The sequence below is a fragment of the Acidovorax sp. CCYZU-2555 genome (assembly GCF_018413525.1).
Classification (GTDB): Bacteria; Pseudomonadota; Gammaproteobacteria; order Burkholderiales; family Burkholderiaceae_C; genus Comamonas.
On sequence record NZ_JAHCDD010000065.1, the window covers coordinates 1 to 15,166 of the forward strand.

Annotated in this window: 15 protein-coding genes; 4 read left to right on the forward strand and 11 right to left on the reverse strand. The window is 64.9% G+C overall.

The genetic code is table 11. From position 1 onward, the window contains the following. Both KHY18_RS19970 and gabT read right to left on the reverse strand, forming a co-directional pair. Nucleotides 1-374 (reverse strand): aldehyde dehydrogenase family protein (locus KHY18_RS19970; protein ID WP_213303941.1); only part of this gene is annotated, 374 nt, incomplete at its 3' end. A gap of 14 nt (nucleotides 375-388) precedes the next feature. Beyond that, entirely contained in the window at nucleotides 389-1,678 is a 1,290-nt protein-coding gene (gabT, locus tag KHY18_RS19975) for a 4-aminobutyrate--2-oxoglutarate transaminase (RefSeq protein WP_213303944.1), read from the reverse strand. Between the two features lie 93 nt (nucleotides 1,679-1,771). On the opposite strand from gabT, the gene pdxR reads away from it, so the two are divergent. Beyond that, nucleotides 1,772-3,280, forward strand: a complete 1,509-nt coding sequence (gene pdxR, locus KHY18_RS19980) for a MocR-like pyridoxine biosynthesis transcription factor PdxR (protein ID WP_213303947.1) — start codon at nucleotides 1,772-1,774, stop codon at nucleotides 3,278-3,280. Here the strand turns inward: pdxR and KHY18_RS19985 are convergent. The 6 genes from KHY18_RS19985 to KHY18_RS20010 are packed head-to-tail and all read right to left on the reverse strand — an operon-like array spanning nucleotide 3,273 to nucleotide 8,433. Next, entirely contained in the window at nucleotides 3,273-4,001 is a 729-nt protein-coding gene (locus KHY18_RS19985; RefSeq protein WP_213303951.1) for a class II aldolase/adducin family protein, read from the reverse strand. The two genes, pdxR and KHY18_RS19985, sit on opposite strands and share 8 nt — an antisense overlap. 19 nt (nucleotides 4,002-4,020) lie before the next feature. Then, nucleotides 4,021-4,386 (reverse strand): nuclear transport factor 2 family protein, encoded by a 366-nt coding sequence (locus KHY18_RS19990; protein WP_213303954.1) that lies wholly within the window; start codon nucleotides 4,384-4,386, stop codon nucleotides 4,021-4,023. Between the two features lie 35 nt (nucleotides 4,387-4,421). Then, on the reverse strand, nucleotides 4,422-5,060 hold the full coding sequence (locus KHY18_RS19995) for an FMN-binding negative transcriptional regulator (RefSeq protein ID WP_213303957.1): 639 nt from the start codon (nucleotides 5,058-5,060) through the stop codon (nucleotides 4,422-4,424). Between the two features lie 6 nt (nucleotides 5,061-5,066). Continuing rightward, nucleotides 5,067-5,990: a 2-hydroxyacid dehydrogenase gene (locus KHY18_RS20000; RefSeq protein ID WP_213303960.1), complete on the reverse strand. Its 924-nt coding sequence runs from the start codon at nucleotides 5,988-5,990 to the stop codon at nucleotides 5,067-5,069. Between the two features lie 3 nt (nucleotides 5,991-5,993). Continuing rightward, nucleotides 5,994-6,956 (reverse strand): Bug family tripartite tricarboxylate transporter substrate binding protein, encoded by a 963-nt coding sequence (locus tag KHY18_RS20005; RefSeq protein ID WP_213303962.1) that lies wholly within the window; start codon nucleotides 6,954-6,956, stop codon nucleotides 5,994-5,996. 43 nt (nucleotides 6,957-6,999) lie between these two features. Further along, nucleotides 7,000-8,433, reverse strand: a complete 1,434-nt coding sequence (locus tag KHY18_RS20010; RefSeq protein ID WP_213303964.1) for an amidase — start codon at nucleotides 8,431-8,433, stop codon at nucleotides 7,000-7,002. An 82-nt stretch (nucleotides 8,434-8,515) separates the two neighbouring features. Between KHY18_RS20010 and KHY18_RS20015 the strand changes: the two genes are divergently transcribed. Continuing rightward, entirely contained in the window at nucleotides 8,516-9,304 is a 789-nt protein-coding gene (locus KHY18_RS20015) for an IclR family transcriptional regulator (RefSeq protein WP_213303966.1), read from the forward strand. Between the two features lie 101 nt (nucleotides 9,305-9,405). Here the strand turns inward: KHY18_RS20015 and KHY18_RS20020 are convergent, their stop codons facing one another. The 3 genes from KHY18_RS20020 to KHY18_RS20030 all read right to left on the reverse strand — a co-directional run bounded on the left by KHY18_RS20020 (nucleotide 9,406) and on the right by KHY18_RS20030 (nucleotide 13,119). Further along, nucleotides 9,406-11,040 (reverse strand): ATP-binding cassette domain-containing protein, encoded by a 1,635-nt coding sequence (locus KHY18_RS20020; protein ID WP_213303968.1) that lies wholly within the window; start codon nucleotides 11,038-11,040, stop codon nucleotides 9,406-9,408. 331 nt (nucleotides 11,041-11,371) lie between these two features. Further along, complete coding sequence (locus KHY18_RS20025) at nucleotides 11,372-12,334, reverse strand: tripartite tricarboxylate transporter substrate binding protein (RefSeq protein ID WP_213303971.1); 963 nt, start codon at nucleotides 12,332-12,334, stop codon at nucleotides 11,372-11,374. Between the two features lie 56 nt (nucleotides 12,335-12,390). Then, nucleotides 12,391-13,119: a ribonuclease activity regulator RraA gene (locus tag KHY18_RS20030; RefSeq protein ID WP_213303974.1), complete on the reverse strand. Its 729-nt coding sequence runs from the start codon at nucleotides 13,117-13,119 to the stop codon at nucleotides 12,391-12,393. A 106-nt stretch (nucleotides 13,120-13,225) separates the two neighbouring features. Between KHY18_RS20030 and KHY18_RS20035 the strand changes: the two genes are divergently transcribed. After that, a complete protein-coding gene (locus tag KHY18_RS20035; protein WP_213303977.1) occupies nucleotides 13,226-13,954 on the forward strand; it encodes a GntR family transcriptional regulator in 729 nt (242 codons plus the stop codon). Nucleotides 13,955-14,110: 156 nt separating this feature from the next. Continuing rightward, complete coding sequence (locus KHY18_RS20040) at nucleotides 14,111-15,115, forward strand: LacI family DNA-binding transcriptional regulator (protein WP_213303980.1); 1,005 nt, start codon at nucleotides 14,111-14,113, stop codon at nucleotides 15,113-15,115. Nucleotides 15,116-15,166: the final 51 nt, after the last annotated feature.

Consider the following 15,166-nt stretch of genomic DNA (forward strand, 5'->3'; position numbering starts at 1 on the left):
AACCATTCGACAAAGCTCGCGCCGTAGGCGACTTCGCCCTTGGCCTCGGCAAAGGGCTTGCCCTGTTCGGCCGTCATGATGCGCGCGAGGTCGTCGCTGTGCGCCATCAGCAGCTCGTACCACTTGAGCAAAATGGCATGGCGCTGCTTGGCGGTCTTGCCGCGCCATGCGGGCCAGGCGGCGTTGGCGGCGTCGAGCGCGCTTTGCGCCTGGGCCGCGCCCAGGTTCGGCACATCGGCGAGCTTGAGCCCGGTGGCGGGGTCGTTCACATCGAAACGTGCATCGCCCTGGACCCACTGGCCGTTGATCAGCGCGTCGGTCTTGAGCAGGCTGGGGTCGTTGAGCAAGGCCAGGGGGGAAGTCTTCATGTCCATGATGGGGTCCTTTCTTAAGCTGCGACCGCGACATCCACTGCGGCCGACACGGCTTCGCCCAGCGTCGCGAGCGCGGTGTCGAACTGGGCATCGGGAATGGTCAGTGGGTAGAGGAAACGGATCACATTGCCGTACTGGCCGCAGCTCAGCAGCAGCAGGCCGCGCTGCAGCGCTTCCTTCTGGATGCGCGCCACCAGCGCGCTGTCCGGCGCCTTGGTGTCGGGATTGACGCACTCCATGGCGATCATCGAGCCCAGGCCGCGCACTTCGGCGATCGCGGGCACGCGTTCACGCAGGTCGTTGAGGAACTCTTCCAGGCGCGCGCCCAGTTGCACCGAACGCGCCAGCAGCTGTTCCTGCGCGATGACATCGAGCACCGCATGCGCCGAGGCCACGGCCAGCGGGTTGCCCGCGTAGGTGCCGCCCAGGCCGCCGGGGTTGGCGGCGTCCATGACTTCGGCGCGGCCGCAGACCGCCGACAGCGGCATGCCGCCCGCGAGGCTCTTGGCCATGGTCATGATGTCGGGGCGCACGGCGAAATGCTGCATCGCGAACAGCTTGCCCGTGCGGCCGAAGCCGGTCTGCACTTCGTCGGCGATCAGCAGGATGCCGTGCTTGTCGCAGACCTGGCGCAGGCCGGCGAACAGCGCGGCATCGGCCACATTGAAGCCGCCTTCGCCCTGCACCGGCTCGACGATGATGGCCGCGACACGGCCGGGCTCGATGTCGCACTTGAACAGGTGCTCGAGCGCATTGAGGCTGTCCTGCACCGACACGCCGCGCAGCGGGGCCGGGAAGGGCAGGTGATAGACCTCGCCCGGGAACGGGCCGAAACCGGCCTTGTAAGGCTGGACCTTGCCGGTCAGCGCCAGGCCCATCATGGTGCGGCCGTGAAAGCCGCCGCCGAAAGCGATCACGCCGGGGCGACCGGTGCTGACGCGCGCGATCTTGATGGCGTTCTCTACGGCCTCGGCGCCCGTGGTGAAGAACGCGGTCTTCTTGGCGCCATCGATAGGCACCAGCGCGTTGATGCGCTCGGCCAGGGCCACGGCGCTTTCGTAGGGGACGATCTGGAAGGCGGTGTGCGTGAAGCGCTCGAGCTGGGCCTGGATGGCGGCGACGACCTTGGGGTGGCGGTGGCCGGTATTGACCACGGCGATGCCCGCGGCGAAGTCGGTGTACTGCTTGCCTTCCACGTCCCAGATGGTCGCGTTCTCGGCGCGGTCCGCATAGAAGTTGCACATGACGCCCACGCCACGGGGGGTGGCGTCGAGGCGGCGCTGGTTGATCTGCTGGTTGTTCATGGAGGAGCTCGTTGGCGGGTGGTTGATGAATGGATTACATGGCCAATCGGTCCTATAATCCAGCACCACTTTGACCAAAATGGATGGTGCCAATTGAAGTCCATCAGCGGCGACCTGATCGCCCCCCGGCTCGCGCAACTGCGCCGCGAAAAGCCCGCCATGCCGGTCAACCGGCTGCTCTATGAATGCCTGCGCGACGCCATCCACGACGCCAGCCTGCCGGCCGCGACGCGGCTGCCGCCCACGCGCGATCTGGCGCTGGAGGCCGGCATCTCGCGCAATACCGTGATGCATGCCTATGAGCAGCTGATGGCCGAGGGCTATACCAAGGGGCTCACGGGCAGCGGCACCTATGTGGCCGACCGCATTCCCGACCTGGCGCCGGTCAGGCCGAGCCAGACGGCCGTGGCGCTGCCGGGCAAGGCCGTGGCGGGGCGGCTTTCGGCGCGCGGGCGCAAGGTGGTGATGAACGCCAAGGCCCAGTCCACGCAGTGGGGCGCATTCCTGCCCGGCGTGCCCGATGTGACCCAGGTGCCGCATGCCAAGCTCGCGCAGATCACCGCGCGCCTGAGCCGGCAGCTGCCGCCGGCGACGCTCAGCTATGCGACCAACGGCGGCTATCCCAAACTGCACCAGAGCCTCGCGGTCTATCTGCGCCAGGCGCGCTCCGTGGTCTGCGAGCCCGGCCAGATCGTCGTCACCGAAGGCGTGCACCAGGCCATCGATCTGATCACGCGCGTGCTGGGCGACGCGGGCGACCATGCCTGGGTCGAGGAGCCCGGCTACTGGGGCACGCGCAGCATTCTGGAAATCAACGGCATACGGCTCAAGCCCATGCCGGTCGACGCCGAAGGCATGCGCTTTCCGCTCAGCGCTTCTGGCAAGCCGCCGCGCTTTGCTTTTGTCACGCCTTCGCACCAATATCCGCTGGGCCCGGTCATGAGCCTGGCGCGCCGGCTCGATCTGCTGGCCTATGCGACGCGCCACGGCACCTGGGTGGTCGAAGACGACTACGACAGCGAGTTCCGCTTCGCCGGCCACCCCGTGGCCTCGCTGCAAGGCCTGCTGCCCGGCGCGCCGGTGATCTATGTGGGCACGTTCAGCAAGACGCTGTACCCGGGCCTGCGCATGGCCTATATGGTCGTGCCCGCGCCGTTTGCCGCGGCGTTTCGCACCGCGCAATCGGAGCTGTACCGCGGCGGCCACATGCTGCAGCAGGCCGCGCTGGCCGAGTTCATGGACAGCGGCCTCTACGCCGCCCATATCCGCCGCATGCGCCTGATCTATGCGGCGCGCCGCGCCTATCTGATCGGGCTGGTCGAGCAGTCGCTGGGCCCGGGCTGGCTGCACGAATACGACAGCAATGCGGGCCTGCATCTGGTGCTGTCATTGCCGCCGGGCACCGACGACGTGGCGATTGCCGCGGCGGCCGCGGCCCAGGGCGTGATCGCGCGGCCGCTGTCGAACTACTATCTGGGCCGCCATCCCAGCCCGGGGCTGATGCTGGCCTTTGCGAGCATTCCCCAGGAGGAAATGCTGGCCCCGTGGACCATCGTCGCGCGCTGCATTCTGCAGGCCGTCGCCGGCCGGCGCGCTAGCTGACCAGCCGCAATGCGGCCTGCCAGACCTTCTCGGCGTGCTCCACGCCTTCTTCGCGCAAGAACTGATCCGAGGTGCGCTGGCGCACGGCTTCGGGCGGAAGAATCGGCTGGGCGCAGGCCGACAAGGCCTTGACCTGGGCCTGGCAGGCGCGTTCCAGGAAGAAGATGTTGAGAAAGGCTTCGGCAATGGTGCCGCCGGCCGCGATCAGCCCGTGGTTGTGCAACACCATCACGCTGTGCGCTCCCAGGCTGTCGACCAGGCGCGCGCGCTCCTCGAGATCGAAGGCAATGCCTTCATAGGGGTGGTAGCCGATGCGGCCGTAGAACTTGAGCGCATGCTGGCTCAGCGGCAGCAGGCCCTGGGGATGGCAGGCGACGGCGATGCCGTCGGCCGTGTGGGTGTGGATCACGCAGCCCAGGTCATGGCGCGCCATATGGATGGCCGAATGGATGGTGAAGCCCGCCACATTGACTTCGCCTGCGGCGCGCACGTCGTCGATCTGCTGGCCGCTGGGGTCGATCTTCACCAGATCGTCGGGCTGCACTTCATGGAACAGCACGCCATAGCGGTTGATCAGGAACTGGTCGGTGGTGCCGGGCACGCGCGCGCTGATATGCGTGTCTATCAGGTCGGTCATCTTGAAATGCGCGATCAGGCGGTACAAGGCGGCGAGCGCGATCCGGGTCTGTTGTTCAGACATTTCGCTGGTGTGGGAGGTCATATCGAAAGCACTCGGTAATTCAGGAAATGCCATAGCTCTTGGCGACGATCTGCCAGCGCCCGTCGAAGCGGATAAAGCTCAGATAGTCGGTATAGGCATGGGGCGCGAACAGGCAGGACACCTTCACCAGCGCGTTGACCGGGCCGCTGCGGTCGATCATGAGGATGCGGTCGTCGCGCTGCGCTCCCTGCGACTGGGGCGAGGCGCGGCCGGCGACGCGCGTGAGCCACTCGGGCACGGGCAGGGCCACCAGCGCGTCGTCGACGGCGATGAACAGGCTGGCCTGGGCGTGGAACACGCGCGCGAGCTTTTCGGCGTCGCCTTCGTACAGGCCGTCGAAGTAAAGCTGCACGGCGGCTTGCAGGGATGGGATTTCAGAGGTCATGGGGTGAGGAGAGAGGTGGGAGAAGTCGGCCGCGATCACGCGGCATCCTGGTGGCGGTTCACGTGTTGCATGAACGCGGCCGCGGCATGGTCGCCCTGCTGCGGCGAGGACATCAGCGCGTGCAGCACGCCCCGGCGATCGGCCGGCGATTTGTCCTGGTTGAACTTGAACTTGCCTTCGAGCGTGTCGATGGGAATGCGTACCGCGACGATGGCTTGCAGGCGCGGCGCGATCATCTCGGCCGGCATTTCGGGAAAGCGCCAGTTGCCGCCCAGCGGCGCGTCGTAATGCGCGACGGTGCGGTCGAGCACCGCGCGCACGGCATCGGGCGATTCCAGGCACTCGGGCTGGCCGCGCGCGTGAATGGCCGCGTAGTTCCAGGTAGGAAAAGTGCGCTGGTTGTCGTACCAGCTCGGCGATATATAGGCGTGCGGGCCCTGGAAGATCACCAGCGCCGGCGAGCCGGCCAGCAGATCGGCGAGCTGGGCGTTGTTGCGCGCCAGATGCGTGGTCAGCGTGCCCAGCGGGCCGTCGTCGGCATCGAGCAGAAACGGCAGATGCGTCGCCTGGGCGCCGGCCGCACCATGCGTGATCAGCGTGGCGAAGCTCCACTGGCGCATGCAGTCGTGCAGCTCGGCACGGTCGTGGTGTGCGTAGGGTGGGGGGGTGTACATGGGTTCTCAATAGCCGCGCACGGCGTCCACTTGATTGCGCAAGGGCTCGCCGCCCTGCAGGCGGCGGATGTTGTCGGCGACCTGCTGCACCACGGCCTGGGGCGAGGCCATGGTCGCCATATGGGGCGTGACCACGACCTGCTGCAGATCCCACAGCGGGCTCGCGGCGTCCAGCGGCTCCTGCGGGAACACATCGAGCACGGCGCCGCGCAGGTGGCCGCTGTCGAGCGCAGCGATCAGGTCATCGATGACCAGATGCTCGCCGCGGCCGCAGCCCACGATGCAGGCGCCTGGAGGCAGGCGCGAAAACAGCTCCTGGTTCAGAATGCCGCGCGTGCCTTCGGTCAGCGGCAGCAGGTTGATCAGGATCTCGGTGGAGGCGAGAAAGCGCTGCAGGCCTTCATCGCCCGCATGGGTCTGCACGCCCTCGATCTGGTGCAGGCTGCGCGACCAGCCGCTCACTGCATAGCCTTCGGCCAGCAGCTTGGCCGCGACGCTGCGCCCCAGCGCGCCCAGGCCCATGATGCCCACGCGGCAATCGGACGCCGGGCGCAGCCTGGGCCGCAGCCATTCGTGGCCGCGCTGCTGGCGCAAGGCGACATCGAAAGAGCGATGGAAGTGCAGCACGGCCCACATCACATACTCGAGCATGCCGCGCGTGAGGCCGTCGTCGACCACGCGGCACACGGGCAGGCCGCCTGCGCCCGGCAGGATGTTGTCCACGCCCGCGGCGATGCTGTGCACCAGCCGCAGCCGCGGCATCTGCGCGTAGACGCCGGGCGGCGTGTTCCAGCAGACGGCCACGTCGGCGTCCAGGCAGGCCGGGTCGGGCCAGACCGAATAGCGCGCCTGCGGCAAGGCCGCCTGCAGCAGGGGGCCCAGATATTCCAGCTTGGAAGTCTGGCTCAGTAAAGCGATGTGGGTCGTCACGGGTCAGTCCACCTTGATGTTGGCTGCTTCGATGGTGCGGGCGTTGCGCTGCAGTTCGCGCTGCACCTGGTCGCGGAACTGGCGTGCGTCCGAGTAGCGTGGATCGAACCCGGCGGCGTCCAGCGCTTCATGCGTGCTCTTGTCGGCCATCACGTCCTTGAGCGCGCGCGACAGGCGCGTGACGATCTCGGGTGGCGTGCCCTTGGGGCTCACGAAGCCGAACCAGGTCTCGAAATCGAGGTCGGCCACGCCGCTTTCCTGCATGGTCGGCACGTCGGGCAGCTGCACCGCGCGCTTGCTGCCCAGCACGGCAATCGGCTTGACCTTGCCGCCGCGAATCTGCGGCATGGCCGCGACCATGGTCTCGATGGTCAGCGGAATCTGGTTGCCTATAAGGTCGACCATGGCGGGCGCGCTGCCCTTGTACGGCACATGCACCAGGCGCGCGCCGGTCTTCTGCGCGAAGAATTCGCTGGCGATATGCGGCAGCGAGCCGCTGCCGAACGAGCCCAGGCTCAGGGGCTCGGCCGCCGACTTCGAGACCACATCCTTGACGCTGGCCAGGCTGGTGCCGGGGTTGGTCAGCATCACCAGCTGCGAGCCGCCCGCGATGCCCAGGTATTCATAGCTGGTCAGCGGGTCGTAGCCCAGGTTCTTGTAGAGCAGCGAATTGACCGTATAGGAGGAGGCACCCATCAGCAAAATGGTGTAGCCGTCGGGCTTGGCGCGCGCGCCCGCCGCAGCGCCTATGGAGCCATTGGCGCCGGGCTTGTTCTCTATCACCACCGACTGGCCCAGCTTTGCTCCCAGGCGCGTGGCGATCAGGCGCGCCAGCACATCGGTCGAGCCTCCGGGAGGAAAGGGAGCGATCAGCGTCACGGGCTTGGACGGGAAGGTGTCGGCCAGGGCCGGGGCGGCGCCAAGGACGGCCAGTGCGGACAGGGCGGTGCTGAGAAGTCGTTTCATGCGTAAGCTCCAGGAGGTTGGGGAGGGACTGAGGGACGGGGATTCAGGTGTTCAGGGATGCAGCGGCCAGCAGCGGCGGGCGGTGCTGGCCGCAGGGCACGGCCTGCTCGAAGGCGTGGGCGAACTCGAGCAGCGCGCGCTCCTCGCGGTAGCGGCCGACGATCTGCAGGCCCACGGGCAGGCCGTCGTCGGTGAAGCCGCAAGGCACGGAGATCGCGGGCAGGCCGGTCAATGACAGGTAGTAGCCCGAGCGCATCCAGTCGATGTAGTTGCTCATCGGCGTACCGTCGATTTCGTGCACGTGGTCCCACTCGACGGGAAAGGCCGGCACCTGGCTCACGGGGCCGATCAGGAAGTCGTGCGACTGCATGAAACCGTGCATCTGCTGGAACAGCGCGGCGCGGGCCTTCTCGGCCTGGGCGATCTCGGCGCCGCCCGCGTTGCGGCCCACGGCTATGTTCCAGTGGATGGCGGGCTTGAACGCTTCGGGGTGGCGGTCGGCAAGCGGGCCATAGGCCAGCTCGAAGGCCACGCCGCGCAAGGTCTGGAAGGCCTGGTCGGCCTGGGAAAAATCCGGGCAGGCCTCGGTCACCTGTGCGCCCAGGGCTTCCAGCACCGGGACTTGCGCCAGCATCAGCCGCAGCACGGCAGGATCGGTGGGCAGGCCGTTCCAGGTCGGGGCGAACGCGACCCGGCTGCCGGCGACGCTGCGCTCCAGCGAACCGAGAAAGCGCGCCGGGTCCTGGTCTATGGACAGCGGGTCGCGCGCATCGGGCCCGGCCATCGCGGCCAGCAGCAGGGCCACGTCGGCCACCGTGCGGCCCATGGGGCCGACCACGGTCAGCGCGTTGTAGGGGTTGAGCGTGGGCCACTGCGGCACGCGTCCGGGCGAAGGCCGCAGACCCACGACATTGCAAAAGGACGCGGGGTTGCGCAGCGAGCCGCCCATGTCGCTGCCGTCGGCCAGCGCCGCCATGCCGCAGGCCAGCGCGGCCGCCGCGCCGCCGCTGCTGCCGCCGGCCGACCGGCCCAGGTCATAGGGATTGCGGGTTGCACCAAAAACGGTATTCACGGTGTGCGAACCCGCACAAAACTCGGGAATGTTGCTTTTTCCCAGCGTGATGGCCCCGGCGGCCTGCTCGCGCTCGACCAACAGGCTGCTGACTGTGGGAACATGGTCGCGGAACAGGGGAGAGCCCTGCGTGGTGCGCATTCCGCGCGTGTGAAAGCAGTCCTTGTGCACCATGGGCAGACCGTGCAGCAAGCCCAGCGGCTCGCCGCGCGCCTGCTGCTCGTCGGCTGCCCGGGCCTGGCGCATCGCCGCGTCCAGGTCCAGCGTGACCAGCGCATTCACCTGGGGATTGCACAGCGCGATGCGTTCGATATGGGCGCCCAGCAGTTCGCGGGCGCTCAAATGGCCAGCCAGAATCTCTTGCCGCAGCGCGGTGGCGGATTGGTCACAAAGTTCGAGTATCATGGCTAAAGTATTGATATACAATACAAACTATTTATATAAAATACTTTAAGCAAGGTGCGTGCCTGATATGGGAGAACCCGTGATGCCAGATGCAGCCGACGCTGCCGCCGATGAGTCGGCCGAGAAAAAGGATTTCCTGTACGTGGCGGCCGTGGAACGCGCGATGCGTGTGCTCGAAGCCTTCGCGGCCAAGCCGGGCGACCTGGGGCTGACGGAAGTGGCCGAGATGACGGGTCTGGGCAAGAGCGCGGCCCAGCGCTTTGTCTTCACCTGGGAAAAGCTCGGCTACCTGGCGCGCGATCCGGCGTCGCGCCGGCTGCGCCTGACCTCCAAGGCGGTCGAGTTGGGTCACTCATATTTGAAGGGCGATCCGCTGATCGCGCAGGTCGCACCGCATCTGGGCGTGCTGCGCGACCAGTTCGGCCTGGCGGTCAACCTGAGCGTGCGCCGCGGCGACGACATGGTCTATCTGCTGCGCCTGCCCAGCCGCCAGCTCACGCTGGCCGAAATGCTGCCCGGGCGCCGGCTGCCGGCCTGGTCCAACGCCAGCGGCCGCATGCTGCTGACCGAATGCAACGATGAGGAATTGCGCGCCATCTACAAACGCCAGCCGCCGCTGTCGTTCACGCCGCGCACGACCACCGATCTGGGATCGCTATTGGGAGAGATTGCCAAGGCGCGCGCCGATGGCTATGTGATCACCCAGCACCAGGTGAACATGCACCAGATCGCGGTGGCCGTGCTGGCCACCCTGCCTTCGGGCGCGCAGGTGGCCATTGGCATGGCGACCACGCTGGACGATTACTCACCGGCCCGGGTGGAAACCGACCTGATTCCTGCGCTGTTCAGGGCGGCTGCGGCGCTGCGGTGAAGGCCGGCCGGCCCAAAGGAGTTCGGCCGCCGACCCGTGATCCCAACAGCAGGCTTGCAGCGGCGCCAGGCCGATTGCCAAAGCACGTCCGTGCCTTGCTTTCAAGCCAGGGCAATCCGGCGGTAGGCGGCCAGTTCCGCATGGGGATGGTGGCTGACGGCGACGATGGTGGTGTGCGGCAAACGTTCGTGCAGCACCCGCAAGACGGCCGCCTCTGTCTCCTTGTCCAGCGCGGAAGTGCTTTCATCCAGAAAAAGCAAGGGGCGTGCGCGCAAGATTGCCCTGGCCAGTAGCAGCCGCTGTCTTTCTCCACCGCTCAGATTCAGTCCGCTTTTGTCGACCGTGGCATCCAGCCAGTGCGCCGGCCCTTCTCGCTGGAGTCTGTCCAGTTGGAGACTGAGCAGCAATTCTTCCAGACGTTGGTAGGAGATGTTTTGCACTCCATAGGTCGCATTTTCATAGATCGACCGATTGAAAAGCGTCACATTTTGAGGAATGATCGACATCAGGCGCGATTTTTCCGCAAGAGAGATGCTGAAAATATCCACGCCGCCCAATAGAACCTGGCCTGATGTCGGCTGGAGCTGCCCCGATATTGTGTTCAATAAAGTGGATTTCCCCGCGCCACTCTCGCCAGAAATGATGTGGCGTGATCCTGGGGCAAGAACTGCTGAAATATCTGAAAATATCGGTGTGCCGCCTTTGTACGAGAACGAGATGTTGTTCACCTTGATGCTGAGATCATTTTTTCCCCGAATCGCCCCTTCTTTTGTGGCTTGGTACTCGTCTTGGAAGGAGATCTTGCTTAGAACTGCGTCCAGTTTATGGGCTTGCTCGAACAGAGAGTTCAAGGATTTTCCCACCAGATCGAGTTGCGTGTAAGCCAGCAATCCAATGATGTACAGCATGATGGCCGTTGCCGCATCGCCTTTAGCCTCGGGTGAAACGGAAATCACAAAGGCAATGAAAATGGATGTCAGGAAAATCTTTTGCAGAAATTCGTTGCTGTCAATCAATCCCTGGCCTTTTCTATAGACGTCTCTTTCGATGTTCAAGAAAGACAACAGCCGCTTCTTTTCATGCTCGCCCATGTCATTGCCATGAATCGCCTCCATGTTGGCGAGAATATCGGAGGCTTCCCTGGACACGTGGGTTGTTGCGGTGACGGCAGAAACAATCGCTTGCGCAGAGCGACGCGCAAGAAAATAGGCCATGCAAAAATACACCAGTGCAGCGGCGAAGAAAATCAAACCATACAAAGGCAATTCAGAGAAAATAAGCGCTGCGGAAAAGGCAATGAAAAATAAAGCCCGAATGATCGTGCCAAGACAATCATGAATGATGGTGCGAACCGCCAGGGATGCGGTGGCTACCGTTGACTCGATGCTGCCTTCATTGACGTTGCGAAAGAAATCGGCGGGTTTGTTCAGTATGCTCGAATAAAGGAGATGTTTTGTGCCAAGGCGAACGTCTTGCAAAACTGAATTGTTGAGCATCGCCACACAATAAGCCATGAGCGCAGAAAACCCCATCGCGCTGGCGAGAAGGAAAATTCGCATGTGCGCATTGGCATTGAGCGGACTGGCTGTTTCCCTGATGATTTGAGCAATGAGAACGGGTTGAGCCAACAAAGATGATATATGGATTGCCGTTGCGAGAAACGAAAGTGCAAGCCGCGCGCGCATGCCTCCCGTATTAACGATCATCCATATGAATGCATAGGGCGTGCTGTTCACGATCCGCTTGATTCGTTGTATGGCTCGGTAGGTGGTTTTTGTTTGATATTGAAGAAATATGAGTCAGCGCAAGGAAATTCTTTGAAGTTGGAATGGCTGGTGAGGCGCGCGCTCACCCCGCCAATTTAGAAGCTGCGGCTGAATTTGTAATGGATGAAAAATGCAATTAATGTTTCCAATTGCATTTGGAGCGGAAAATGATCTCGCTGCGAGCGTTCACCGGCAAGGCCTGTGCCGGCCGCGCTGCGCGTTCTCAGGCCGCCGACGGCCTTGCGCCGCCCTCCAATGGGGCGGCGCAACCCGCGGCCTGGCCTTTATTTCTGCCTCAGCTTCACTCCGGCTGAATCCCCGCGTCCTTGGCGACCTTGCCCCATTTCACCGATTCGGAGGCGATGAAATCGGCGAACTGCTGCGAGGAGCCCGCGCCAGGCTCTATGCCTGCGTCGACCAGCGTCTTGCGCACATCGGCCAGTTGAAGAATGCGGTTGACTTCGGCGTTCAGTTTGCCGACCACGGCCTTGGGCGTGCCCGCGGGCGCGAGCAAGCCGCCCCAGGTGCTGGTTTCATAGCCGGCGATGCCGGCTTCCTGCATCGTGGGAACGTTGGGGAAGACCGCCGAACGCTTGGGCGAAGTCACGGCCAAAGCGCGCAGACGGTCGGAGTTCACCTGGGTTTTGACTGCGGCTACCGTGTCGAACATCATCGTCGTGCGGCCGCTGATCAGGTCGGGGTGGGCCAGCGTGCTGCCCTTGTAGGGAACATGCGTGATATCGATGGCGGCCAGCGTCTTGAACAGCTCGCCAGACATGTGCGGCGCGCCGCCCTTGCCGCTGGAGGCAAACGTCATCTCGCCCGGATGGGCCTTGCCGTGCGCGACCACGTCCTTGACGCTCTTGAACGGGGCCGAGGGCGAGACCACCAGCACCAGCGGCACGACATGGGTCAGCGCCACCGGCTCGAAGCCCTTGATGGTGTCGAACGGCAGCTTCTTGAACAGGCTGGGATTGATGGCGTGGCTGCTCGCGACCAGGGCCAGGGTATGGCCGTCGGGCGCGGCCTTGGCAATCGCTTCGGTGCCGATGATCCCCGACGCTCCGGCGCGGTTCTCGATCACCACCGACTGGCCCCAGGCCTCGCCCATTTTCTGACCGATCAGGCGGGCCGCCAGGTCGATGGCACCGCCGGGCGAGGAGGGCACGACGATGGTGATGGGCTTGGTCGGGAAGTTCTGGGCCACGGCGGGCAGGGCAAAGGTGCTGGTCAGCAATGCGGCGGCTACGGTTGCACGAATCATGGATGTCTCCTCATTGGGTACGTGATCTGGACCGGGAAAAAGCGCGGAGCGTGCGATCAGCGCCCGTTGGCGGCGCGCCATTGGGCGAAGTCGTCCAGCGTCTGCGGGTGGGTCGCGGGGTACAGCCCGATGATCGAGCGGCCGCCTTGCACCTGTTCGGCCACGAAGTCCTCGAACGCGGTCATGCCGGTCGCTTCCACGGCGATCTCCTCGGCGAGGTGCGCGGGAAGGATCACCACGCCGTCGGCATCGCCCACCACGATGTCGCCCGGGAACACCGGCGCGTCGCCGCAGCCTATGGGCACATTGATATCGATGGCCTGGTGCAGCGTCAGGTTGGTGGGGGCGGAAGGCCGCGTATGGAAGGCGGGGATTTCCAGCGCCGCGATCTCGCTGGCGTCGCGAAAGCCGCCATCAGTGACCACGCCGGCCACGCCGCGCACCTGCAGCCTGCGGATCAGGATGGCGCCGGCCGATGCCGCGCGCGCATCCTTGCGGCTGTCGAAAACCAGCACCGCGCCGGGCGGGCAGTCTTCCACGGCCTTGCGCTGGGGATGGGCCGGATTGGTGAATTCGGCCAGGGTGTTCAAGTCTTCGCGCGCCGGCATGTAGCGCAGCGTGAAGGCGGGGCCCACCATCGTCGGCTTGGCGCTGCCGCCCACGGGCAAGGCGCCCTGGATGACCTGGTTGCGCAAGCCGCGCTTGTAGAGGCAGGTGCACAGCGTGGCAATGCTGACTTTGCGAAGGAGGGCGATCGTTGCCGGGGAAACGCTGGAAAGAGGCATAAGGCAGGTCCATCAAAATTGTTCTGCATTCTAGTGTTCTAGAATGCAGTAATGTTTCCGGTGGAAACCCTTGGCTTAGAATCGAAATTTCAGTCCCGCAAAATTCATGGCCCGCCCCAGCTTTGTGTCCGCAGCCACCTTGGAAGGCATTGCGTCGTTGCAGCCTTATGACTCGGCCGAAGGCCGGGGCAAGGCCGCAGACTTCGTCTACGCCACCTTGCGCCGCGCCATCGTCGAATGCACGCTGCCGCCCGGCGCGGCGTTGAACGAGCCTGTGGTGGCCGAGCAATTCGGCGTGAGCCGCAGCCCCGTGCGCGAAGCGTTCAGGGCCTTGGCCGCCGACGGCCTGCTCGACATCTTTGCGCAGCGCGGCACCTTTGTTTCTCGCCTGGAGCGCGCGTCCTTGAACGATGCGCTGTTCGTGCGCGAAGCCATAGAGTGCGCCGCCGTGCGGCTGGCCGCCGGCGCTCCCTTGGCCGACAGAAAAGCGCTGGCCAGAATCGTGCAGCGCCACCGCGAGGCATTGCGCTTCGAGGACCGCGACGCCAGCCTGGCGGCCGATGAAGACTTCCACAGAAGCATTGTTTTTCTCGCCGGCCATGCCTCGGCCTGGAGCGTGGTGCTGTCGGCGCGCACGCGGCTGGAGCGCTTGCGCCGGCTGGCCAACAAGACCATACGCGGCAGCGAAGAGTCGGTCGAGTTCCACGACCAGATCGTCAACGCCTTGATTGCGGGCGATGCAGATTTGGCGGAGAAGCTGCTGCGCGAACACATCCGACTGGTGAGCGGCTTCATCGACCGTCTGGCCGAGATCTATCCGGCTTATGTTTCCTGAGGGCGTGCGCCTGTGCCTGCCCTTCTTGCTTCCCGGTGCTTACACTGCGAGAGCGGCCCAGGCCAATGCATTGACCTGAGCGAAAATGACTTTTCGCCCATGTACACCACCTAGCAGCCGGTCTGAGCCAGCGCCGCAGGGCCACCGAAACAGAAGATGAACACCCCCCGCAAGCGCGCTCCCACCATCCGCGACGTCGCCCAGGCCGCAGGCGTTTCCACGGCCACGGTCTCCAAGTTCGTCAACGGCAGCCAGCGTTTCAGCATCGAGGTCGAGGCCCGTATCAGCCAGGCGGTGATTCAACTCGGCTGGTCGCTGAACCCCATGGCCCGCGGCATGAACACCGGTCTCACGGGCAATGTGGGCATCGTGCTGCAGGACATTCGCAACCCGCATTTCACGAGCATGGTGAAAGGCGCGGCGCGCGCGGCGGCGAAGGTGCAGATGAACCTCATCGTCGCGGACGCGGCGGAGTCCAGGGAGCCCGAACTTGCTGTCGTGAAAGCGCTTTCGCGCCGCGTCGACGGCCTGATCGTCAGCGCGCGCCTGCCCCAGCCGGTGATCCAGGCCTTGCTCGATGGCAGCACGCCCGTGGTGTTCTACGGCGGCCCGTCGCCCGACGATTCGCACCACAGCGTGTGCTGCGACAACTACCAGGCGGGACGCATCCTGGGCCGCCATCTGAGCGATCGCGGCTACCGCCGCATCAGCTACATCGGCTTTCCGACCGCGGCCTGGAGCGAGGAGCGCTGGCAAGGCCTGCAGGAGGCATTCCAGGGCCAGGACGCGCATTTCACGCAATTCGAGGCGGCCGCGCCCGTGAGCGATGAGGGCGAGCGGCTGGCCTCGGTGGTCATGCTGTCGGGTGAAATGCCCGATGCCATCGTCGCTTTCAATGACCTGCTGGCCCTGGGACTGCTGGCCGAGGCCAGGGCGCTGGGCGTGCGCGTGCCCGAGCAGGTGGCGATCGCGGGCTTCGACAACATCGCCTACGGCCGCTTCTGCAATCCGATGCTGACCAGCGTCGACATGATGAGCGAGGCCGTGGGCGAACAGGCCATGCGCCGGCTGGTGCAGGCCATCCAGGGCGTGGGGTCTACCGATGTCGACGTGCTCACGAGCCGCCTGGTGGTCAGGGAATCGACAAATCTTCGACGCTAGGGAAAGCCCTGTGGTCCGGATATTGACCGAGTTAACGTTAACGCGCACTAT